The organism is Acidobacterium sp. FHG110202_01, from assembly GCF_059115305.1.
In genome coordinates this window covers 65,530-87,616 of the sequence record NZ_JBZYWJ010000001.1, presented here as the reverse complement: position 1 = coordinate 87,616, position 22,087 = coordinate 65,530, and the positions used below count along the sequence as shown (strand labels likewise).

General features: G+C 55.7%; 18 protein-coding genes. 12 read left to right on the top strand and 6 right to left on the bottom strand.

Annotation, left to right across the window (positions count from 1 at the left end; genetic code table 11):
• The gene (locus AC5S16_RS00290) at positions 1-696 is read right to left on the bottom strand and encodes a TetR/AcrR family transcriptional regulator (protein ID WP_493928002.1); all 696 of its coding nucleotides are present in this window, start codon (positions 694-696) and stop codon (positions 1-3) included.
• 67 nt (positions 697-763) lie between these two features.
• Between AC5S16_RS00290 and AC5S16_RS00285 the strand changes: the two genes are divergently transcribed.
• From AC5S16_RS00285 to AC5S16_RS00270, 4 genes are all read left to right on the top strand, one after another.
• On the top strand, positions 764-2,362 hold the full coding sequence (locus AC5S16_RS00285; RefSeq protein ID WP_493928001.1) for a DHA2 family efflux MFS transporter permease subunit: 1,599 nt from the start codon (positions 764-766) through the stop codon (positions 2,360-2,362).
• Between the two features lie 218 nt (positions 2,363-2,580).
• Positions 2,581-3,126 (top strand): pyruvoyl-dependent arginine decarboxylase, encoded by a 546-nt coding sequence (locus tag AC5S16_RS00280; protein ID WP_493928000.1) that lies wholly within the window; start codon positions 2,581-2,583, stop codon positions 3,124-3,126.
• Positions 3,127-3,343: 217 nt separating this feature from the next.
• On the top strand, positions 3,344-4,267 hold the full coding sequence (locus tag AC5S16_RS00275) for a carbon-nitrogen hydrolase (protein WP_493927999.1): 924 nt from the start codon (positions 3,344-3,346) through the stop codon (positions 4,265-4,267).
• A gap of 236 nt (positions 4,268-4,503) precedes the next feature.
• Positions 4,504-5,610, top strand: a complete 1,107-nt coding sequence (locus tag AC5S16_RS00270; protein WP_493927998.1) for an agmatine deiminase family protein — start codon at positions 4,504-4,506, stop codon at positions 5,608-5,610.
• A 134-nt stretch (positions 5,611-5,744) separates the two neighbouring features.
• Here AC5S16_RS00270 and AC5S16_RS00265 read toward each other — a convergent pair whose 3' ends face one another.
• Positions 5,745-6,260 carry a dihydrofolate reductase family protein gene (locus tag AC5S16_RS00265; RefSeq protein WP_493927997.1) on the bottom strand — a complete coding sequence of 172 codons (516 nt, stop codon included), beginning with the start codon at positions 6,258-6,260 and terminating at the stop codon, positions 5,745-5,747.
• 23 nt (positions 6,261-6,283) lie between these two features.
• On the opposite strand from AC5S16_RS00265, the gene tadA reads away from it, so the two are divergent.
• Positions 6,284-6,733 (top strand): tRNA adenosine(34) deaminase TadA, encoded by a 450-nt coding sequence (gene tadA, locus AC5S16_RS00260; protein WP_493927996.1) that lies wholly within the window; start codon positions 6,284-6,286, stop codon positions 6,731-6,733.
• A gap of 145 nt (positions 6,734-6,878) precedes the next feature.
• Here tadA and AC5S16_RS00255 read toward each other — a convergent pair whose 3' ends face one another.
• A complete protein-coding gene (locus AC5S16_RS00255; protein WP_493927995.1) occupies positions 6,879-7,382 on the bottom strand; it encodes a cupin domain-containing protein in 504 nt (167 codons plus the stop codon).
• Between the two features lie 118 nt (positions 7,383-7,500).
• Between AC5S16_RS00255 and AC5S16_RS00250 the strand changes: the two genes are divergently transcribed.
• Together AC5S16_RS00250 and AC5S16_RS00245 are read left to right on the top strand one after the other, a co-directional pair.
• The gene (locus AC5S16_RS00250) at positions 7,501-8,217 is read left to right on the top strand and encodes an energy transducer TonB (protein ID WP_493927994.1); all 717 of its coding nucleotides are present in this window, start codon (positions 7,501-7,503) and stop codon (positions 8,215-8,217) included.
• A gap of 51 nt (positions 8,218-8,268) precedes the next feature.
• On the top strand, positions 8,269-8,550 hold the full coding sequence (locus tag AC5S16_RS00245) for a glutaredoxin family protein (RefSeq protein WP_493927993.1): 282 nt from the start codon (positions 8,269-8,271) through the stop codon (positions 8,548-8,550).
• 77 nt (positions 8,551-8,627) lie between these two features.
• Here the strand turns inward: AC5S16_RS00245 and AC5S16_RS00240 are convergent, their stop codons facing one another.
• Positions 8,628-8,873 carry a putative signal transducing protein gene (locus AC5S16_RS00240; protein WP_493927992.1) on the bottom strand — a complete coding sequence of 82 codons (246 nt, stop codon included), beginning with the start codon at positions 8,871-8,873 and terminating at the stop codon, positions 8,628-8,630.
• Between the two features lie 136 nt (positions 8,874-9,009).
• Here AC5S16_RS00240 and purB point away from each other — a divergent pair, with 136 nt between their 5' ends.
• On the top strand, positions 9,010-10,305 hold the full coding sequence (gene purB, locus AC5S16_RS00235) for an adenylosuccinate lyase (protein ID WP_493927991.1): 1,296 nt from the start codon (positions 9,010-9,012) through the stop codon (positions 10,303-10,305).
• Positions 10,306-10,351: 46 nt separating this feature from the next.
• On the opposite strand, the gene ispG is transcribed toward purB, so the two are convergent.
• A complete protein-coding gene (ispG, locus tag AC5S16_RS00230) occupies positions 10,352-11,602 on the bottom strand; it encodes a flavodoxin-dependent (E)-4-hydroxy-3-methylbut-2-enyl-diphosphate synthase (RefSeq protein WP_493927990.1) in 1,251 nt (416 codons plus the stop codon).
• Positions 11,603-12,000: 398 nt separating this feature from the next.
• Between ispG and AC5S16_RS00225 the strand changes: the two genes are divergently transcribed.
• The 3 genes from AC5S16_RS00225 (at position 12,001) to AC5S16_RS00215 (ending at position 16,963) form a co-directional block, all read left to right on the top strand.
• Positions 12,001-13,671, top strand: a complete 1,671-nt coding sequence (locus AC5S16_RS00225; protein WP_493927989.1) for a M1 family metallopeptidase — start codon at positions 12,001-12,003, stop codon at positions 13,669-13,671.
• A gap of 76 nt (positions 13,672-13,747) precedes the next feature.
• The gene (locus AC5S16_RS00220) at positions 13,748-15,913 is read left to right on the top strand and encodes an alpha-galactosidase (RefSeq protein WP_493927988.1); all 2,166 of its coding nucleotides are present in this window, start codon (positions 13,748-13,750) and stop codon (positions 15,911-15,913) included.
• Between the two features lie 39 nt (positions 15,914-15,952).
• On the top strand, positions 15,953-16,963 hold the full coding sequence (locus tag AC5S16_RS00215; protein ID WP_493927987.1) for a tetratricopeptide repeat protein: 1,011 nt from the start codon (positions 15,953-15,955) through the stop codon (positions 16,961-16,963).
• 9 nt (positions 16,964-16,972) lie between these two features.
• Here AC5S16_RS00215 and AC5S16_RS00210 read toward each other — a convergent pair whose 3' ends face one another.
• Positions 16,973-18,178, bottom strand: a complete 1,206-nt coding sequence (locus tag AC5S16_RS00210; protein WP_493927986.1) for a hypothetical protein — start codon at positions 18,176-18,178, stop codon at positions 16,973-16,975.
• A 306-nt stretch (positions 18,179-18,484) separates the two neighbouring features.
• On the opposite strand from AC5S16_RS00210, the gene AC5S16_RS00205 reads away from it, so the two are divergent.
• Positions 18,485-22,042 (top strand): outer membrane beta-barrel protein, encoded by a 3,558-nt coding sequence (locus tag AC5S16_RS00205; protein WP_493927985.1) that lies wholly within the window; start codon positions 18,485-18,487, stop codon positions 22,040-22,042.
• Positions 22,043-22,087 lie beyond the last annotated feature (45 nt).

The window sequence follows — 22,087 nt, the reverse complement described above, 5'->3', positions numbered from 1 at the left end:
TTACAGCGTTACTTCCGCATAGGAAGGTTTTACTTTAGATTTATCCGGACGAAGGCCATCACAGACAACTTTGAAGATTGCTGTACTGATCTGATTTCTGGGCGTGCAGCCTTCCAGAGCAGCAAACACTCCGCGTATCAGCAGCATCAGTTCATTTATGCCGACATCGTTGCGCACCGCACCGGCTTTTTGCGCGCGGACGAGCAAAATATCCATTACTTTCCAAAATTCCTCGCGTAACTGGTCCGATACACAATCAATTCGAATCCCACTTTGCGCCAGGACCTCTACCAGATGTTTTTTCGCAAGCCCTTGCGTTATCAGAAGTGACAGATATTCGAAAAATGCCTTCCCATGATCGCCGGCTTTCGCAAAGGCGCGGGCATTCTGGATAAGATGCTCAACGTGCCCCGTCACCATTGCCTGAAAGAGCGCCTCTTTCGTCGAGAAATGCCGGTAAACTGAGCCAACTCCAACGCCCGCATGATGGGCGATCTCGTCGATCTCTACAGCCCGGCCGCGTTCTGTAAAAAGCGCCTGCGCCGCTTCAATAATGCGCCTGCGGTTCCTTTCAGCATCAGCCCGTCTTGGCCTTTCAGCTTCTTTCGATATTGGTTTTACTCGATCTTTCTTCTTCACGAAAGAACGTTCCTTTGATCCAGGAAAAATGTTGATATATTTGACAAGCGGAACCATAGTTCCGTATACATTTTAATACTAAGAACTAAAATATTTTCAACCACACTCCTCAGGCAATAGACGCGTGCCAGATCACCAGATCGACCATCACAACTGGAAACCGAAGCACAACCCCTGGCTGGTTGCACTTACGGTAACCCTCGCGACGTTCATGGAGGTGCTCGACACTTCCATTGCCAACGTGGCTCTGCCGCACATGGCGGGTTCGCTCGGCGCGAGCCAGGAAGAGGCGACCTGGGTTCTCACCAGCTATCTGGTTTCAAGCGCCATCGTGCTGCCCATCTCTGGCTGGCTGGCCACGCGCTATGGCCGCAAGCGCTTCTACATGAGCTGCGTGGTACTGTTCACCATCTGTTCGTTTCTTTGCGGAATCGCGCAGTCGCTGCCCATGCTCATCCTTGCCCGCATCCTGCAAGGAGCCGGAGGCGGCGGGCTCGCGCCAAGCGAGCAGGCCATTCTCGCCGATACATTCCCGGTCAGCAAGCGCGGGCAGGCTTTCGCCGTCTATGGAATGGCGGTTGTGGTCGCGCCCGCCATCGGCCCGACACTCGGCGGATGGATCACCGACAATTTCAACTGGCACTGGATCTTCTTCATCAACATTCCGATCGGCATCCTTTCCATCTTCCTGAGCCAGCGCATGGTCGAAGACCCGCCCTATCTCATGGAAGAGCGCAAGCGCGTCGGCAAGATCGATTTCACCGGCCTTGGACTCATCACCGTGGGAGTCGGCTTCCTCGAATTCGTGCTCGACAAGGGCCAGGAAAAAGACTGGTTCGGCGACACCAAGATCACCATCTTTTTCATCCTCGCCATCTGCACGCTGGTCTTCTTTATCTTCTGGGAGTGGAATCACGAAGACCCTATCGTCGACCTGAAGCTGCTCAAGGTGCGCAACTTCGGCACGGCGATTTTTCTGCAGTTCATTCTCGGCATGGTGCTCTTCGGCTCGACCGTGCTCATTCCGCAGTTTCTTCAGGTATTGATGGGCTACACTGCCGAGCGCGCCGGTATGGCTCTTTCTCCCGCAGGTTTCATAATGATGTTGATGATGCCCATCGCCGGACGCATTGTCAGCAAAGGCAAAATGGATGCACGCCTGCTCGTATCGATCGGTTACGCGATCACGGCTCTCGGCCTCTACAACCTCACGCGGCTCGACCTTGAAACTAACTTCAGCACGATCGTTCTCTGGCGCATGTTCCAGGTCAGCGGACTGGCCTTCGTCTTCATTCCCATCAGCACGCTGAACTACATCGGCGTTCCCTTCAACAAGAACAACCAGATTTCGAGCTTCTCCAACTTCGCCCGCAACCTCGGCGGCAGCGTAGGCACCGCCATGCTCACGACATTTCTGCAGCGAACACAGCAGGTGCACCAGTCTGTGCTCGGAGCCAATGCGGTCGCAGGCGGCATGGCATACAGTCAGTTCATCGAAACGACAAAGCAGTCTCTCATGCGCCTGGGACAGAGCTCTGACCAAGCCTCGCAAACAGCCATGGGCCACGCTTATCAGCAGCTACTGCAGCAATCTTCGATGCTGAGTTACATGAATGCTTTCTGGGTGTTGAGCGTGATCATCGCCTGCCTCATCCCGCTGCCCTTCATCATGAAGAAGCCGCCCAGGATGCGAAAGCAGCCCAGCGAGTCCATGGGGCATTGACCATGCGGGCGGACGCGCCCTTCCGGGGCGCCATTCTCACCTCTGCCTGTAGAATTGCCTTTCTTCCCCGCTCCCTTTGGTCGCTTTGTTCGCGGTAGCACGGATTATGGACTTGACAACCCGCCTCTAATTTCGCATCCCAATCTATAGAGAAACGTGTTACGTTTCATCGATGAAAATAACCACTCCCGGGAGGACAGGAAGCATTGGGCAAAAGCATGGTTCCGAAGCGGCTCTTTTTCACCAAGGGCGTTGGCAAACACAAAGAACGGCTGACCTCCTTTGAGCTGGCGCTGCGCGACGCCGGCATCGCAGCGCAAAACCTGGTTCGCGTCTCCTCCATCTTCCCGCCGCAGGCTAAACTCGTTCCCCGCAAAGAAGGGCTGAAATATCTGTACCCCGGCGAAGTCGTTTTTGCCGTCGTGGCCGAGAACTCCACGCGCGAGCCGCATCGCCTTGTAGCGTCGAGCATCGGCGTGGCCATCCCCGCCGATCGCAACATGTACGGTTACCTCAGCGAGCACCACGGCTTCGGCGAAACCGAAGACCAGGCCGGCGAATACGCCGAAGAACTCGCCGCCGAGATGCTCGCCACTACGCTCGACGTCGACTTCGACCCCGACAAGAGCTGGGACGAGAAAAAGGAAATCTATCGCATCTCAAACAAGATCGTTCGCACGGCTAACGTCACGCAATCGGCCATCGGCGACAAGCGCGGCCTCTGGACCACGACCATCGCTGCGGCGATTCTGATTTTCGAATAAAATTTCCATAGCGGCGCATCAGACTCAGATGTAGGTGGCGCAGGGCAAGTGCCTGCGCCTTTTCTCTGTTAATAGAATTGTCATCCTCAACGATTACAAAATGAGATTGTCATCCCTGAGCGGAATCGAAGGATCTACCATCTGCTTCGATAGCCACAACATGGATGCCCCAGGTTCGCGCAGCTAACCTGGGAGGAATATGAACTAAGAGAGAACCATGCCATCAAACCTGAACTATCGAATCGGCCTGGTGCAGATGTCCTGCACGCCCGACCCCGACGCGAACCTCGACAAAGCCGCCGATCGCGTCCGCGAAGCCGCCAAAGAAGGCGCCAACGTCGTATGCCTGCCCGAGCTCTTCCGCGCGCAATACTTCTGCCAGCGTGAAGACATCGCTCTCTTCGATCTTGCCGAACCCATCCCCGGTCCCAGCACAGAGCGGCTCAGCGCTGTAGCCCGCGAAGAAAAGGTCGTCGTGGTGGCGTCGCTCTTCGAGCGCCGCGCTCCCGGTCTCTACCACAACACCGCGGCCATTCTGCAAAAGGATGGATCGATTGCCGGCCTCTATCGCAAGATGCACATCCCTGATGATCCGCTCTACTACGAGAAGTTCTACTTCACTCCGGGCGATCTCGGCTTCAAGGCATTCGACACGGCAGTCGGCAAAATCGGCACGCTTGTGTGCTGGGACCAGTGGTATCCGGAAGGCGCGCGCATCACCGCGCTGCAGGGCGCGAACGTGCTCTTTTATCCCACGGCCATCGGGTGGCATCCGTCCGAAAAGGAAGAATTCGGCACCGCGCAATATGAAGCGTGGCAGACCATCCAGCGTGCCCATGCCATCGCGAATGGCGTCTACGTTGGCTCAGTCAACCGGGTAGGACACGAGCAGGGCGACGTGCGCGGCAACCGTGTCGAAGGTCCGGGCCTCGACTTCTGGGGTGGATCGTTTATCGCCGACCCCTTCGGACGCATCATCGCCAAGGCCTCGCATGACAAGGAAGAGATTCTGGTCGGCGAAGTCGACGTCCGCGCCATGGAAGATGTGCGCCGCAACTGGCCCTTCCTGCGCGACCGCCGCATCGACGCGTATTCGCCCATCGTCCACCGCTTTCTCGATGCGAGCGGTGGCGAGAAGTAATTGCCTCCGGCGGCGCCTGCGCGGCGAGCGGTCCTTGCCGGACGGGCGTACCTGAGAAAGGAGCGGAAACTCCCGCTCCTTTCTCGGATACCGTTATGAATTGTCATCCTGAACGGAGCGAAGCGAAGTCGAAGGACCTGCAGTTCGCATCGGTAGCCACAACAAGGGTGCCCCAGGTTCGCGGAGCTAACCTAGGAGGGCAATAAACGAACCACAAAACGAAAATCGACAAACCCATGACCCAGGAACCACAACACGGAACTCCCCGCGACCACCACTACCGCATGCCCGCTGAATGGCACTCGCACGCAGCCACATGGATCGCATGGCCCCACAATGCCAATGACTGGCCGGGAAAATTCCAAGCCATTCCCTGTGTTTATGCCGACATCGTCCGCCATCTGAGCAAAGTGGAAGATGTCCACATCCTCGTGAATGACGCGGCTGCGGCAAAGCGCGCCAATGGCATCCTGAAGCGCTCGGGAGCCAACCTGGCCCGCGTCTACTTTCACCAGTGGCCGACCAACCGTGTCTGGACGCGCGATTCGGGCCCGATCTTCGTCAAAAACAGCGAAGGCGCGCTCGCTATTACCAACTGGAAGTTCAACGCCTGGGCAAAGTACGACGACTGGCAGCTCGACAACGAAGTTCCAGCGCACGTTGCTGAAGAACTTCGTCTCCCGCAATGGACACCCACCATCGGCGACCACCGCGTCGTGCTCGAAGGCGGCTCTATCGATGTAAACGGAGCCGGCACTCTCATCACGACAGAGGAATGCCTTCTCAGCGAAGTGCAGCAGCGCAATCCCGGCATCAGCCGCGAGCAGCTGGAAAAAGCCTTCCACGACTATCTGGGCATCGATCAGGTCCTATGGATGAACCGCGGTATCGCCGGAGACGACACCCACGGCCACGTCGATGACATCACTCGCTTCGTCAACGAGAACACTATCGTCACTGTCACCGAATCAAACCCTGACGACGAGAACCATCTGCCGCTCGCTGAAAATCTTGATCGCTTGAAGTCAGCGCTCAACCTCAAGAGCGAGCCTTTCCACGTCGTCGAGCTTCCCATGCCTGCGCCTGTGGTCTTTGAAAGCCAGCGCCTGCCCGCGAGCTACGGCAACTTCTATATCGCCAACAACCTGGTATTAGTCCCCACCTTCAACGATCCCAATGACCGCAAAGCGCTCTCGATCCTCGCCGAAGTCTTTCCGGGTCGCGACGTTGTAGGCATTCATAGCCGCGACCTCGTCTGGGGTCTCGGCACCCTTCACTGCATGACCCAACAACAACCATTGCATGGAGCAGCCGCACCTTCGGCGCCATCCTCGGCAGAATGATCTGTATTGCCTCTTTCGGACCGCTCCCGTTGGTCGCTGATGAGTGATCATCCACAACCGCGGGTACCCCAGGTTCGCGTAGCTAACCTGGGTTTTTGCTGGTTCAACCGAGATCATGTGGCGCCCTACAAACCTCACACCGCACACGCATACGTTAACCGCACCATCCCATTCGAGCATTTCTTCTCCCCGACCAGCTTGAGCCGGGTCTCCACCGACACCTTAGGGAAAAGCGGAATGCCTTCTCCCAGCAGGATGGGCACAACAGCCAGCGAAATCTCATCCACCAGCCGAGCATGGAAGAATGTCTGCGCCAGATCAGATCCGCCTACCAGCCAGATATCTTTTCCTGTACCAGCCTTCAACTCCCTGACAAGTTCCACAGCATTTTCGCGGACCCACTGCACGCCCTTATATGCCTTCGGCAACGGATTCCGCGAGAACACATAGTTCGCTATTCCCGGCATGGTGGGCTGCCCATGCTTCACCATAAAGTCGTGCGTTTTCCGGCCGATCAGCGCTGTATCGATGCCCCCATAGAATTCCGTCATGCTGTCATCCCCATCCTCCGGCAGCCAGTCGACAGAGTGATCGAGCCGGGCGATATACCCGTCAAGCGAACAGGCAACTGAATAAACAACGCGGCGCATTCGGAGACGGTAGCATAGTCATCATGCACGAGGAAAGATTTATGCTGGCTGCGCTGGAAGAAGCGCGCCTTGCCGCCGCTGCCGGAGAAGTGCCCATCGGCGCTGTGGTGTTGTTGAAAGACGAAATCATCGCCCGTGGACAGAACCGTGTCCTGCGCAATGTTGATCCAACAGCGCATGCCGAAATCGTGGCCATGCGCAGCGCGGCGCAGGCGATCAACAACTACCGCCTCCTCGACTGCGAACTCTACGTTACACTCGAACCCTGCGCCATGTGCGCCGGAGCAATGGTGCACGCAAGGCTGACGCGGCTGGTCTACGGCGCAACCGATCCCAAAGCCGGAGCCGCTGGTTCAGTCCTCGAAGTCCTGAACCACCCCAAGCTGAACCACAAGATGCCGGTAACGGCGGGTGTTCTCGCTGAAGAATGCAGTGACATTCTTAAGGAATTTTTTCGTGCAAGAAGAGAGTGAAATTAACCGCCAAGACGCGAGGAACGCCAAGTAACGAAATGAAAGACTTCTTTCACCACAGAGAACACGGAGTACACAGAGAACTCACGGAGCGGCTCTGCGAACTCTGTGTTCTCTGTGGTGCAATCTTTCTTCGCCCGCATCACTAGTCTCTGGTCAATTTCCGAATCATCTCTTCAGCCGCAGGAAATTCGGCAATGAGCGCATCGCGGTTCCCCGACTCATAATCGGCGTAATCAAATCCGGGACTCACCGTGCACCCCAGCAATGCCAGCTTCCCGCCAGGGTGCAGGCGCGAGCCCTGCCACACCCCCTTGGGCACAAGCACCTGCAGCTCCATGCCCGCCGCAAGGTCCTGGCCAAGAACCACCGTCCGCACTGAGCCGTCGGGCCAGAGCTGCAGCATTTCCACCGGATCGCCGAGATAAAAATGAAAGATCTCGTCCGAAGCCAGCCTGTGCATTTCAGAAAAAGTGTGCGGTTCGAGCAGGTAATAGATCGCAGTCCCTGCGGCGCGGTCTGCTTCATATCGCGAAGGCAGCGCCAGCTGAGGGATCATCTCTTCTGAGCGCCATGTTTCGGAAAACCATCCTCCCTCGCGAGGATGCGGTTTCAGCTTCAACAATTCTTTGAGCTCATCAGCAGTCATAGCCGCCATCATAAATTCCCTCGACGTGCTTACTGAATTTCCGGCTCTCTTTTCTTCTTCGCGGTGTCTATGGATGCAGGTGTCTCGCTTACCAAATCTCGATTGGTTTGGAGACTCCATGTTTGAAGACAGTTTGATGGAATCCACGGGGCGCATTCGCACGCGCAGCAGGTACTTTGCGATTGGCTCCTTCGTGCTGCAGGCAATGCTGCTTGTGGCAATGATTCTCTACCCAATCCTGCATCCGGCAAAGCTGCCGAAGCAGGCCCTTACCATGTTTCTGACGGCGCCGCCCGTGCCGTCCGCGCCAGCACATCTGCAGCAGCCGGCCACGGCAGTATCGCGAGCCCAGCCCATCATGATTGCGAATCCGCTGGCAGCGCCTATCAGGATTCCGCAGCATGCAGCCATGGTAGCCGAGCCCGCGCCGCCCGGAGCCATGCCCTCTGACTTTGGCCAGAGCGGCACAGGCAAGAGCACCGGCATTCTCGACTCGCTGGGCACTGCAGCACCGCCGCCTGTGACAGTAAAACCCGCTGTTCCCAAAGGCCCCATGCGTATTTCTTCCGGAGTAGCCACGGGCCGCCTGCTCGCTCCGATCCAGCCTGTCTATCCGGCCATCGCCCGTGCTGCGCACATCACCGGAACCGTCGTGGTCCAGGCCATCATCGCTGAAGACGGCTCCATCCGGCACATCGAGGTACTGAGCGGGCCACCCATGCTTCGCCAGGCCGCCATCGATGCCATCGCAAAGGCCCGCTACCGGCCATTTCTGCTGAACGATGCGCCGATCGAAGTGGAAACCATGATTAATGTTGTTTTTTCGATGAATTAAATCTAATTACCGGGCTGCCAAACGTATGCGCAGCCCGGTATGATGTCGGCCATGCAAATTCTGCTCTATTCCGCGGAGTGGTGCCGCGACTGCCGCGAGGCCAAACGCTTTCTTATCCAGCATGGAATCCGCTTCACCGAAATCGATATCGAAGCCACTCCGGGCGCAGCCGAAGAAGTTATCCGCAACGTTGGCAAGCGCGCCATTCCGCAGCTTGTCATCAACGGCAAATGGGTGCAGCCTTACCGTCCTGGAGATGGCTTCCTCTATAAGGAAATGAGCGAGCTTCTCGGCGTAGCTGGCCAGCCGGTCAGCGAGAAAGCGGCCAGCTGAATTCCGGAGCGCCTTACGCGGCCTAAAAAGCAGACCACTTTTTAGCTAGCAGCCAAAGGCATGTTGACTCTCTGCACTCACGAAATATCCGGCTCTGTCGAAGGCTCTGGAGTATTCCCCTCGCCCGGATCGCTCAGAATCACGCGGGCATCGTCTGCGTCCGCCGCCTTCACCTGCAGCTGCAGCGGTCCCAGCCCTGGCTCGAGAATGCGCGCATTTTCTCCGGAGAGAAAAGTCTCGATTCCCGCAGACTCCAGCCGCAGCCTTGCCATCTCCGCTTCCCATGGCTCAATAAATGTAGCAATCGTAACGACCGGGTCCATTTATTCCTCTGCGAAATTTCTGTGTCCTCCGTGGCGAGGACTTTCAAGCGCGGCCGGCAACTCTCATAAGATGCGCAAAAAGCTACAATAAAAAGTTACCCATAACAATTTACTCCCCTTGAGGAGGGACCTTTCGTTGATCGCCCGCTACACCCGCCCGCAGATGGGCCGCATCTGGAATGACGAAAACAAATACCGCGCCTGGCTCGCCGTGGAAGCTGCCGCCAGTGAAACACTGGCCGAGGACGGAATCGTTCCCAAAGAAGCTGCCAAAGCTATCCGCGAGCGCGGCACATTCAGTGTCGAGCGCATTCAGGAAATCGAAGCTGAAGTAAAGCACGACGTCATCGCCTTCACCACTGCGGTTGCTGAAAACATTGGTCCCGAATCGCGCTGGCTGCACTACGGCCTTACGTCGAATGATGTTGTCGATACCGCGCAGGCACTGCTGGTTAAGGAGGCTTCTGTTCTCATCCGTGAAGACCTCGTCGCCCTTATTGCCGTCCTCAAAAAGCGTGCCCTCGAATTCAAGCACACGCCAACGATCGGGCGCACGCACGGCATCCATGCCGAGCCCACGACCTTCGGCCTCAAGCTGCTCAACTGGTACTCGGAAATGCAGCGCAATCTTGAGCGCTTTGATGCGGCAGCCGAGCAGATGCGCATCGGCAAATTGTCAGGAGCTGTCGGCACCTTCGGACATCTCAGCCCGAAGCATGAGGAGCGCATCTGTGAAAAGCTGGGGCTGAAGCCGGCGCCAGTTGCTACACAGGTTATCCAACGCGACCGCCACGCACACTACATCTCGACGCTCGCCATCATCACCGCCACGCTCGATAAGATCGCCGTCGAAATCCGCCATCTCCAGCGCACCGAAGTGCGCGAGGCCGAGGAGTATTTCTCTGAAAAGCAGAAAGGCTCGTCTGCGATGCCGCATAAGCGCAATCCCATCACTTCGGAACAGATCAGCGGCCTTGCCCGCGTCGTGCGCGCGAATGCCCAGGCTGCATATGAGAATGTTGCTCTCTGGCACGAGCGCGACATCTCTCACTCTTCCGTTGAGCGGGTGATCTTCCCTGACTCGACTATCCTCACCGACTACCTGCTTGCCAAAACCATTAACCTTATCGAGAACCTGCTCGTCTACCCGCAGCGCATGCTCAAGAACCTTGAGAGCACCGGCGGGCTCATCTTCAGCGGACAATTGCTGCTCGACCTCGCCGAAGCCGGAATGCTGCGTGAAGATGCCTACCGCCTGGTGCAGGGCTACGCGATGCGCGCCTGGAAAGAGGACCTCGTTTTCCGTGATCTGGTCAAAGCTGATCCCGAAATCATGGCAAAGCTAACGCCAGAGAAGCTCGAAAAAACCTTCGATCTCAGCCGTCAATTGAAAAACGTAGACGCCATCTTTGGGCGCGTCTTCAGCGCTTGAATTGCACAAATAACCGCAGGTTCGTGAACCTGCGGTTATTTGTGCACTAACGGACGACTACGAGCTCTTCTTTGGTTGAGCCGGCGCCGTAGCGGGTGTGGATGTATTCGTCGAGAATCTTCTTGAAGTCTGCGACGATGGTGTCTCCGCGCAGGGTGGTCATGAGGCGGCCGTCGACGTAAACCGGAGCCTTTGGTTCTTCAAAGGTTCCCGGCAATGAGATGCCGATGTTGGCGTGCTTCGATTCGCCGGGGCCGTTCACGACGCAGCCCATGACGGCCAGCTTCAGCTCTTCGACACCGGGGTAGCGCTCCCGCCATGCGGGCATGGAGTCGCGCAGGTAGGTCTGAATCTGCTGGGCGAGCTCCTGGAAGAAGGTGCTGGTGGTGCGTCCGCAACCGGGGCAGGCTGTGACCTGCGGCGTGAAGCTGCGGATGCTGAGCGACTGGAGAATCTGCTGGGCGGTGAGAACCTCTTCACTACGATCGCCGCCGGGCTTTGGCGTGAGCGAGACGCGGATGGTGTCGCCGATGCCTTTGAGCAGCAGCGGGGCGAGTCCAGCGGTCGAGGCGACGATCCCTTTCATGCCCATTCCGGCTTCGGTCAGGCCGAGGTGCAGCGGGTAATCGCAACGGGCTGCAAGCATCTCGTAGACATCGAGCAGGTCGCGCACGCCGCTCACCTTGCCGCTGATGATGATCTTGTCGTGGCCGAGTCCGTAACGCTCGGCGGCGGCAGCGGAGTCGAGCGCGCTGCGGCACATGGCTTCCATCATGACGTCGCGGGCGTCGAGAGGATCGGGACGCTTCGAGTTCTCGTCCATCAAACGGGTGAGCAGGGCCTGATCGAGCGAGCCCCAGTTGACGCCAATGCGCACGGGCTTGTCGTTCTCGACGGCGCACTCGATCATGGTGCGGAAGTTGTCGTCGTCCTTGCGTCCGATGGAGACATTGCCGGGATTGATGCGGTATTTCGCCAGCGCCTTGGCGCAGTCGGGGTACTTCTTGAGCAGGAGATGTCCGTTGTAGTGGAAGTCACCGATGATGGGAACATGGATGCCGAGCTTTGCCAGGCCCTCGACGATGTGGGGGACGGCCCTGGCTGCGTCGTCGTTGTTCACGGTAACGCGCACCAGTTCCGAGCCGGCAGCGGCGAGCGCGGCGACCTGCTGGATGGTGGCTTCAACATCGGCGGTGTCGGTGTTGGTCATGGACTGGACGACGACGGGCGCGTCCGAGCCGACGCGGACATTGCCAATCCTGACCGTAACGGTCTTCCTGCGCTGAATTTCCGGCATAGATTCCTCAATATCAGTTTACAAGGAATCGGCGTCGAGGAACCTGGGTGGACCCCCTCCCCCCAGGGGTGTTAAGTCTTTGAAAATACATGGGTTTTGTTTTCAATGCGGCAAAGTATTGAAAACAAGCGGGTTCCATGTAAGGTCCTGATTCCAGGGCAATAAAGAAGAAGGTGGATTTTTAGAGTGGTTTTTTCTATCCCCTTATTTTCAGGATAACAGTTCCAGACAGGAAATATGCCAAATTAATTATCCAATAAATATAATGTTTTCTATCATTTGCGAAAATATTCTGTGGTTAAGGGCTTGACAGGCGCTTTTACCATCTTCGGCTCTCTGCAATATATGAATACTGGCAAATTGTATACAAAATAGGATTTTACGTTACACTTCCCTCTATGCCGCCTGCTGCCAGGATTTCGAAAGCCATACTTTTCTTTTTTGCTATATACACTGTCATCACACTGCCCACACAGGCAACAGGACAAGCTTCCCCGAAGGCCGCCGTCTCTGAAGCGGACAGGCTTCGCGGCAGTTATGGACCCTATCGCGCCAACAATGATCTGCTGTATTACCACCTGGATGTTCGCGTTGATCCGCAGAAGCAGTTTCTAAGTGGCAAGAACACGATCCGCTTCAAGATGCTCGAGGACGGCACGCGCATCCAGCTCGATCTCGTTCCTGTATTTCAGATCGATAAGATTCTGCTGGACAACGCGCATGGCGCACCGCTGACTCTGAAGTTCGAGCGCGCGGCGGGCCGCACAGTCTATGTCGACTTCCCAAAGAGGCTGCGCAAAGGCCAGACCTACGCGATCGATTTCTATTATTCAGGACATCCGGTAGAGATGGGGCGGTTCGGAGGGTTCGTCTTTCGCAAGGACCCCATGGGCCGGCCGCTTGTAAACACTGCCTGCGAAGAAGAGGGCGCGAGTGTCTGGTGGCCGAACAAAGACCAGTGGCGCGATGAAGTCGAAAACATGGACATCAGCGTTGAAGCTCCGAGCGACCTGGTGGAAGTCTCGAATGGAAGGTTTCAGAACAAGGAAGAGCTTCCGGATGGATATACGCGATGGAACTGGAAGGTACAATACCCGATCAATAACTACGATGTTTCGCTGAACATTGGGAAGTATGTCCACTTCAACGACAGTTATGGCGATCTTACTCTGGATTACTTTGTCTTTCCTGAAGACATGGAGAAAGCGAAGCGGCAGTTTATGCAGGTAAAAGACATGCTGAACGCTTTCACTCACTACTTCGGCGAATACCCTTTCCCCAAAGACGGATACAAGCTCGTGGAAGCGCTGTACTCCGGGGTGGAGAATCAGAGCGCCATTACCTACGGGAATCATTTTGAAAACGGCTACCTGGGAAGGCCGAAGACGGGCATCGGCACGCGCTTCGACTTCATCATCGTGCACGAAAGCGCGCATGAGTGGTTCGGCAACAGCATCACGGCGCGCGACCGCTCGGACATGTGGATCCATGAAGGATGGGCGAATTACTGCGAGGGACTTTTTGTCGAATACATGTGGGGCAAGCCGGATGGAATTACTTACGTCAATACCGGCAAGGAGAATGTGAAGAACCAGGAACCGGTGATCTCAGAAGAAGGAGTTGTCAGCACTCCGCCGGTGGACCAATACAAGAAGGGCGGTCTGTTTCTGAATACGCTGCGCAGCGTGGTGGATGACGATGCCAAGTGGTTTGCGCTGCTGCATGCCTACTATCAGCACTTCAAATATCAGACCATTATGACGACGGACATGGTTGCCTTCTTCAATCAACAGACAGGAAAGGACCTGACGCCGATCTTTAACGAATATCTGCGGCATACCGCCATTCCCACCCTGGAGCTCAAATTCAACGAAGCTGCGCATACGGTTGAGTATCGCTGGCAGGCTGAAGAAAAGGACTTCGCAATGCCTGTGCGCGCAGGACAGAAGGATCATTGGCAGATGATCTATCCCGCGACTACGAACTGGAAGACTCTTTCGACTTCACTCAGTAAAGATGATTTCGATGTGGCAACGGACCTTTACTACATCAATGTCAGCAAGCAGTGAGTAAGATGCATGACAGTTTTCAATTAGCTGCGACAAGCAACTGCAAAAGAAATATTCTGCTGGGATGATGGCCTTCTTGAAACGGCTGCTGCTTGTTGCCGTCTCAGCACATGCGGCTCTAGCCTTTGGCTCTTCCGCGTTTCACATCTCTAACCGCGATACCGTCATCGCTCTACAGCCGAATTCCGCATCGCCGACAATTCTGACGCTGACGCAGTCCGGCTGCCCCGCATGGAGTGGAGATCAGGCGGAAATGTTTGCCGATCACATAGAAACCGGGTCGCGCGTACTGAGCATTTCATGGAAATTCAATGCAGCTCTTACGCGAGTTAGGCCAGGGAGCATTCGCTTTGTATATGAGGCCACAGAACCGCACCTGCGCCTTATCTGGGAGTGGCGGGCTCGCTCAACGCACGGACCAATCGAACACTCCATCGAGATTCAAAATCTCAGTTCACAGGAGATCTGGATTCCGATGCAGGACAGCCTTCGTCTTGTCTGGGAGATCCCGAAAGATATGCAGATCAAGCATCTGTGGATCGAGAAAGGAGCGGGCGGTCCATCAGCAGAAGGCACTCATTGGAATCCGATCCATGACGGTTACAAATGGACGGGCGAGTCCAGCACATACGCGCATCCAGCCGAAGGCAAACAGCGCGAGATGATTCCATACACGCTCGTTGAGACTGCGGATGAAAAGGCGTGCGGGTGGTATACGGGAATCGAATTCAGCGGACGAACTCGAATCACGGTCCATCGCACGGGCAGCGTGCTCACAGCCGTTGCGGGCCTGAATCCAGAGCCTGGTCCTTTTCGAACGCGTATCGGGCCGGGGGATAGTTTTCGTTCACCCACGGTGTTCATCGGCACTTTTCGCGGAGGCGCCGATGCGGCGGGCAACAGCCTTCGCCGCTGGGTCCGTGAAGTATTGAATGATCGCGGCACAACTCAGTCGCGCAAGTATCCGGAGGTTGTAAACAACAGCTGGGGCAGCGGAATGCAGATCAACGAATCACAGGCGCGCAGGATGATCCGTGACTCTGCTGAACTTGGTTTTGAAATGTTTCATCTCGATGCGGGCTGGTTTCGCGGAGTCGGCGATTGGCATCCTGACCCGAAGAAGTTTCCGCATGGCCTCGCTCCCATTGCTGATTATGCACACCAGCTTGGCCTGAAGTTCGGCCTCTGGGTCGATTGGGCTCAAGCATCGCTGAACACAAATCCAGGTTCGCTCTCTATCAATGATCCCAAAGTGCACAACTGGCTTATAGCCGATCCTCCTCCCGGCTGGAAGCAGGGGGATGAGTTCAAGGGCATTACGATCGATCTTGGAGTTCCGGCAGCGCATGATTGGGCAGCAGCGGAGGTCAACCGCGTGGTTCACGACTACCGCGTAGACATGCTGGAGCACGATGGATATGTGGTAGCGCAGGGCTGCAGCCGAAGCAATCATCCACACGCACCGCCTGATCCTGATCACACAAAAATCTACATGGACTCCGGATTTCTATGGGCTGACAGTTCCAACGCAACCGATGTCAGCTATCACGCAACGCTGGCTTATTACGATATCCAATCGCAACTTCGTAAGCACTATCCCAATCTTCTGCTCGAGATATGCAATGACGGTGGCAGAATGGTCGATTTCGGCAGCGCGGCTCATGGAGACTACTTCTCCATCTCTGACGCCTACGATCCAGTATCAAACCGCCGCGCTTTTTACGATGCCAGTTACGTGCTGCCGCCAGCGATGCTCGAAACCTATGTCCAGAAATGGCCGACTGCAAACCTCGACAACTTCCGGTATGTGCTCCGCAGCGGCATGATGGGCTGGTTCACTCTCATGCTGGATACAACGGCGTGGAACGAAGAAGAGCATGCTGCCGCGCGTGAGGCCATCGCGCTCTATAAGTCCAGACTCAGGCCGCTCATCAGGGAGGCAGATCTCTATCATGTTTCACAGCGGCCGGATGGCATCCATTGGGATGGCATGGAGTATTTCAATCCTGCGCAAGATCAGGGCGTTCTGATTGCTTTTCATGGCTCATCGACTGACGAACCAAAGCACACATTCGTGCTGCAAGGCCTGAACCCGGAGCGGATGTATCGGCTCACTTTCCAGGACCACAGTTCACCGAACCGAAGTGTTTCCGGACGTGAACTGATGCATCATGGAGTACAGGTATCTCTGCCGATTGCAAATTCTTCGGAATTGGTCTTCCTCGATGCACTAAAGTTCTGAGACTGAGATTTTTCTTTTCCGCAGTATGCTGAAAGAGGAATGCGCGCTTCTGCGTTTGTGACAGTACTACTCGCTTCAGCTTTCGCCGCGTTTGGTCAGACGCCACAACCATCTCTCGCTGACGCAGAGAGCCTGTTGCGCCAGGGCAGGAATGCGGAAGCCATCGCCAACCTGCAGCAACTGGAGACGGCACAGCCGCCGGTCAAAGGCATTCAGCATATTCTGGGAATCGCATACTACCGGACGGGCAAGCTGATGGAAGCGCAGAAGGCCTTTGATGCGGCTATCAAAGAAGACCCCGCTGATCTTGAGTCCGTGCAGATGGAAGGACTCACCCTTTACCGCCTGGGACACCCTGTTGAAGCTATTCCCTACCTGGCTCGCGTGCATCAATGGATGCCAAATGCCAATGCTGATTCAAATTATGTGCTCGGCCTCTGTTATATGACCGCGGGCAAATATGATGATGCCCGCGGCGCCTTTGCAACTGAGTTCAGAGTCGCTCCTGAATCCGCATCAGCCTACCTGATCCTGGCCACCATGCTGATGAACGCCAACCTTCCCGAATTCGCGTTAGCACAGGCGGGCAAGGCAGCGCAGATGGCTCCAACTCTCCCCCTGGCTCATTTCACGCTTGGCGAAATCTACCTTTATAAATCTGATATTGAACACGCGACTCACGAATTTGAAGAGGAGCGGCGCATCAATCCCGGCTACGCTGCCACTTACGATCGCCTGGGAGATATTTACAGCCGTATCGGAAAGCTCCAGGAAGCGCAGGAGGCACTGACCAAGGCTATTTCGCTCAACCGCTCCAGTACCGGACCGTTCATCCTGATGGGCAAGGTCCTGCTGCGCCGGGACGATCCGCAGACCGCCATTCTGTATCTGAAGCATGCCGAAAAGATGGACCCGGGCAACTTCAACACGCATGCGCTGCTCGCACAGGCGTATCGCAAAGTCGGGCTGGAAGATGAGGCGAAACAAGAAAGCGCACTGGCAGCGAAGGCTCACTCGGAGAATGAACTGAAGCTCCAGCCCATCCAGTAGAGTTCGAACCTAATGCACGCGCACGGTTACCAGGCGCGTCTGCAAGGGGACACCGCCGCCTATATCTGTCTCCAGCACCGCCTCGAACGGGCGGACCTCTCCTTTTGGTCCGGTGACCTGCCGAAGCAGTTCCGCAACTGTATCGGGATGACACACATAATCGACCGCTGCCTGTGTCCCGAATGTTGTCAGCCCGCTGAAGATGAGCATTTTCCTGCCCGACTGCACACCGGGCACAAGCGCCAGAACTGCATAGTCCTTCGTCAGCGGGCGCTCGGGCCGGGAATAGAGCTGCGGCTCGCCTGGTTTGGGATGATGATTCACCAATCCTGAAAATCCTGGGCCGGACGTCATGGTGAAGTCCGTGGTGGATTGCAGTACGCGCAGAGATATATTTTCAGCGATGGATCCGATAAACACCAGATTCCTGGTTTTAGCTTCGTCCCACGTGGTCAGCAGGCTGCGTTTAAGGATAAAGCGCGTGTGGTGGGAATCAAAAAGCCTGGTCAGCGTGTAGACCGATGCAACCTCTCCAATGCCAGTATATGTGTCTATATAGTCACCTGTTTCCTGCGTATTTTCCCGCCCAAGCGGACTGGCATAACGCAGGCCGTTCGTGGAGTCACCGGTGAATAAGGCATTGCTGAAAATTACGAGCGGTGGATCATCTGTGAGGAATGGCTTCCAGAATTTCTCGACAGGGGATACGACAAGAGCCGGCTTAATTCCCTTTTGCCAGAGGAGAATGGCGGCGACGGCGACGACCGGAACAAGCAGCAATAATTTCCACGACCAGAATTTTTTGTTGCTCTGAGTGTCGTCAGGAACTGAGATCCCGGATGGCTCTTCATTCAGTGGGACTGGCTCGGGAGCTTTGATCTCTTGTTTCCGGGATACAAAAATCGGGAGATAGTGGCCCTTGGGAATTTCGACAATCAGTTTTTCGTTTGCGCCTTCTTCAGCAAAATAGGCCGCCAGCTTTTGCCTTAAGAGCCGGGCATGAGTGCGGACGATGCTGTCTTCGCTCGAATTGTAACCGGGATGACGATCGAAAATCCGAATCCCGATTTGCTGCTCTGTCGCCTCTTCCGGCGCCTCACGAATCGCGCAGTCGGCCGTATAAAACAAAAATTCACGCAGTCTTACCGACGACTTCAGGTGCCGGCTCGATGCAATGCGCTCAATTAAAGCCCATCGTTCATCTTCCAGCCCCATACTACGGATTTCAAACGGCTTATGGGACACTGCCATCGCGCAAAGTTGATTGTTGCATATGGCATTTGACGGGTCAAATCACCGTAAAAGCGTTGTTATTTACATAAACATAAGAGCAGACTCAACAGTTTGACCAGCAATTCAAGCTATTGCTGCGTTGCCTGGATGGATTAGTCATAAACATCCGCCGAAGTGAATCAGACATGGCGGATTCGCGGAAATAAGCAGTCTCTTTTCCCCTATGCGGAGAGAGCAGCATTTTCGCTCTCTTCATGTTTCTTGTTGGCAGATTTCAGGAGGCAGTAAATGAAAAGCAGTGAGGCTCCAGGTAAAAAATTCTCCCGCGGTTCCCTGTTGGTTTTGTTCGTGTTCTTCTGCTTAGTTGCCGGTAGCTCATCCGCCAGGGCCCAGGCAGTCTACGGCTCCATATTTGGAACGGTTACCGATAACACCGGCGCTGTTGTTCCGAATGCAACCATCACCGTCACCGATATCAGCAAAGGAACATCGGTCAGTGTCCAGACCAATGAGAGCGGCGCCTATACGGTTCAGCACCTTATCCCTGATACATATAAGGTGGAAGCCAAAGCGACTGGGTTTAATGTCAGCTCAGCCGATAATGTGATCGTCTATGCCGATACCCAGCCAAAAGTGGACCTGAAACTTTCCATAGGCTCAGTTTCGAACACAGTGACGGTCAGTGCCGCGGCGCCTCTGCTCGAAGCAGACCGGGCCGACGTCAGCACGATTCTCAATTCCCGCGCAGTGGAGAACCTTCCCAACCTGAACCGGAACTTTACCGCCTTTGAGCTGCTTACTCCGGGAACTACCTACATCGGATGGAACGTAGGAGAAGCCAACAACCCGCAGCGCAGCCAGCAGATCGAAGTAAATGGTCAGTTGCCCTTTGCCACCGGATATGAGCTGGATGGAACTGACAATCAGGACCCGATCATCGGCGTTGCCGTTATCAATCCCAACCTCGATTCCGTTTCTGAGCAAAAAGTCACTTCGCAAAACTATGACGCCGAGTTCGGCAAAGCCGTCGCCGGTCTGGTAACGGCGCAAACAAAATCAGGCAGCAATGCATTCCACGGTTCGGCGTTTGAATACCGCCGCTCCGATGCGCAACAGGCTCGCGATCCATTTGCGGAGTCAACACGCGATCCTCTAACGGGACGATACATTGCGCCGAACCTGCATAACCAGTTTGGCGGCTCAGTAGGCGGCCCGATTCTCAAGGACAAGCTGTTCTTCTTCGGCGATTACCAGGGCCTTCGCGAGAAAACCGGCTCAGCCATACTGACAACGGTACCAACGCAACTGGCGCGCTCCACCTGCACTTCAGGAGATTGCAATCTCAGTGATTATCTGCAAGGTGGGCAAGGCCAGATTTTTGATCCCGCTACCAATGAGACAGGTCTGACAGGACGCACCCCGTTCCCCAACAACATTATTCCTGCCAATCGCCTGGCTGCGCCTTCCGTCAAATTCTTCACCATGCTTCCTGCGCCTAATGTAGCCGGCGCCGGCATCGTCAATAACTATGCGGCCTCAGGTTTCGGTATCTTCAACACGAACCAGTTCGATGTCCGTGTTGATGGCCGGAAAGGTGACAAACTGCATCTCTTCGGACGTTACACCTACTTTGGCTCTCAGCTTTCAGGCGCGCCATACTTTGGAGCCGCTGGTGGACAAGGCTTCGGCAGCGGCGGCTTCGCGGGCACCGACGATGCGCGCGACCAGAGCATTGCTGCAGGCGGTGATTATGTTGTTTCTCCCTCATGGCTCACCGATTTCCGCTTCGGCTATTACCGCATCCATGTGGATGAGAACGGACCGGACTTCGACCAGCCGCTCGGGAATGAACTTGGGATTCCCAACACGAATGTCGGCGATCTGGCACTGAACGGCGGACTTCCGCAGTTCAACATCGATAACGCCAGCAACGGCACCAACGGCGGCGGCAACCTTGAATACGGAACTTCGGCGGCACAATTCCTGCAGAACTCCAGCCAGTATCAGGTCGTGAATAACTGGTCTCACCAGATGGGCAACCACAATATCAAGTTCGGGGTCGATCTGCGTTATGGGCTGAACCACCTCATCGGGCTGGACAACAACAATCTGCGCTCCGGCAACTTTCACTTTGCACAGACACGCACTGCGGGCGTTCTTGACCCGGCCACCGGATCGACTTCCTCCGGCCTGGGCTTCGCTACATTCCTGCTTGGAGATGCAACAGCTTTCCAGCGCACACAGACGCAATTTACCGACGCGCAGGAACGGCAGAAGCGCTTTTTCTACTATGGACAGGACCAGTGGAGAGTGACGCCGAAGCTCACCGTGAACTACGGCCTGCGCTGGGAATGGTACTTCCCTGAATCTGTAAATGGCAAAGGCCGCGGCGGTTTGCTCGACCTCGGTACGGGAAATATCCGTATCGCTGGTTACGGAAATTACGGCACTAATCTCAACGTAGAAAAGAGCTGGACAAATATTGCTCCGCGCATTGGATTTGCATATCAGGTGCTGCCGACAACTGTGGTTCGCGCCGGATATGGCCGCGTCTATGGTCAGGGGTGGTCGGGCGACACCTTCGGCGAAGTGCTGACCTTCTCCTATCCGACCCAGGTCTCGCAAAACCTGAACCCGGTCTCGAATGCAGCGGCTGTTTTCAATATCGCGCAAGGACCACCGTCATTTACCTTTACTCCCATTCCTGCCGACGGCAACTATCCGTTACCCGATGGCGTAGGAGTGCCGACTCGACCGCTATGGGTTCGACTGCCAACTCTCGACGCCTGGAACCTGACCCTGCAGCAGGAAATCACTCCCACGCTGTCGCTGCAGATTGGTTACGTCGGCAGCCACGGCGTACATAACATGTTCGACTCATCGAACCAGTTTGATCCAAACCAGCAGACGATCGCCGGCTTCAATCAGATCAATCCCACGACGGGCCAGGTCTATACGCAGAATGAGCGTCGTCCCTTCTTTGATGGCACCGCACAAAGTCAACTCGGTCTCACCTTCGGCCAGCCTTTTGGATGGACGCAGAGTCTGCGCTACAACGCGAACCAGGCTACTACCAGTTACCAGGCATTGCAGGTAAAGCTGGAAAAGCGCTACAGCAACGGGCTGCAATTCCTCACGCACTACACCTGGTCACGCGCCCTGGCGCATGAGTCGTATTATTTCGCCATCAATCCGCGCGTAGGCTGGGGACCGAGCTATTACAACCGGCCTAACGCCTTCGTCTTTGCCGGCAACTGGGACATGCCGTTTGGGCGCAACAAGGCCATTGGCAGTAATGTTCCCGGCTGGCTCAATCAGATCATTGGCGGTTTTGCCCTGAATGGGTCTCTAACCTGGCAACAGGGATTGCCGTTTACTCCGAATTACACCAACTGCGGAACAGACAACGACCTTGGCATTTGCTATCTCAACCGCACTGGAGCGAGTTTTAATTTGAGCGCTGGCTCACTTGATCCTGTCGCGCATAAGGTTCAGTACTACACGCCTTCGCCTTATGTGTTGCAGTCAAGCGGCCCGCAATCGTCTTTCGGCGCGTTTTCCCGCCCGGCCATCGGCACATTCGGCAATATCGGGCGTGACTCGTATTTCGGTCCAGGACTCTTCAACACAGACTTGTCGATCGCCAAGTCCTTCGATATTCGTGAAGGCATCCGATTCCAGCTTCGCGCTGAAGCCTTCAACGTCTTCAACCACCCTAACCTTGGTCAACCTGATTCCTGCGTAGACTGCCAGGACGGCAATGCCGGCACCATTTCGAGCATCGTCGCCACACAGGACGGAACGTCGATGCGCAGGCTGCAATTCGCGGCGCGCTTCCAATTTTAGAAACAGGATTAAAACATACAGGGCGAACCACCAGGTTCGCCCTTA

Coding starts and splice junctions, on each gene's coding strand:
- AC5S16_RS00225 (WP_493927989.1), top strand. CDS start 12,001: ATGCCGCCTGCTGCCAGGATTTCGAAAGCCATACTTTTCTTTTTTGCT.
- AC5S16_RS00245 (WP_493927993.1), top strand. CDS start 8,269: ATGCAAATTCTGCTCTATTCCGCGGAGTGGTGCCGCGACTGCCGCGAG.
- AC5S16_RS00280 (WP_493928000.1), top strand. CDS start 2,581: ATGGTTCCGAAGCGGCTCTTTTTCACCAAGGGCGTTGGCAAACACAAA.
- AC5S16_RS00290 (WP_493928002.1), bottom strand. CDS start 696: ATGGTTCCGCTTGTCAAATATATCAACATTTTTCCTGGATCAAAGGAA.
- AC5S16_RS00255 (WP_493927995.1), bottom strand. CDS start 7,382: ATGACTGCTGATGAGCTCAAAGAATTGTTGAAGCTGAAACCGCATCCT.
- ispG (WP_493927990.1), bottom strand. CDS start 11,602: ATGCCGGAAATTCAGCGCAGGAAGACCGTTACGGTCAGGATTGGCAAT.
- AC5S16_RS00250 (WP_493927994.1), top strand. CDS start 7,501: ATGTTTGAAGACAGTTTGATGGAATCCACGGGGCGCATTCGCACGCGC.
- AC5S16_RS00210 (WP_493927986.1), bottom strand. CDS start 18,178: ATGGGGCTGGAAGATGAACGATGGGCTTTAATTGAGCGCATTGCATCG.
- AC5S16_RS00215 (WP_493927987.1), top strand. CDS start 15,953: ATGCGCGCTTCTGCGTTTGTGACAGTACTACTCGCTTCAGCTTTCGCC.
- tadA (WP_493927996.1), top strand. CDS start 6,284: ATGCACGAGGAAAGATTTATGCTGGCTGCGCTGGAAGAAGCGCGCCTT.
- AC5S16_RS00270 (WP_493927998.1), top strand. CDS start 4,504: ATGACCCAGGAACCACAACACGGAACTCCCCGCGACCACCACTACCGC.
- AC5S16_RS00205 (WP_493927985.1), top strand. CDS start 18,485: ATGAAAAGCAGTGAGGCTCCAGGTAAAAAATTCTCCCGCGGTTCCCTG.
- AC5S16_RS00265 (WP_493927997.1), bottom strand. CDS start 6,260: ATGCGCCGCGTTGTTTATTCAGTTGCCTGTTCGCTTGACGGGTATATC.
- AC5S16_RS00275 (WP_493927999.1), top strand. CDS start 3,344: ATGCCATCAAACCTGAACTATCGAATCGGCCTGGTGCAGATGTCCTGC.
- AC5S16_RS00240 (WP_493927992.1), bottom strand. CDS start 8,873: ATGGACCCGGTCGTTACGATTGCTACATTTATTGAGCCATGGGAAGCG.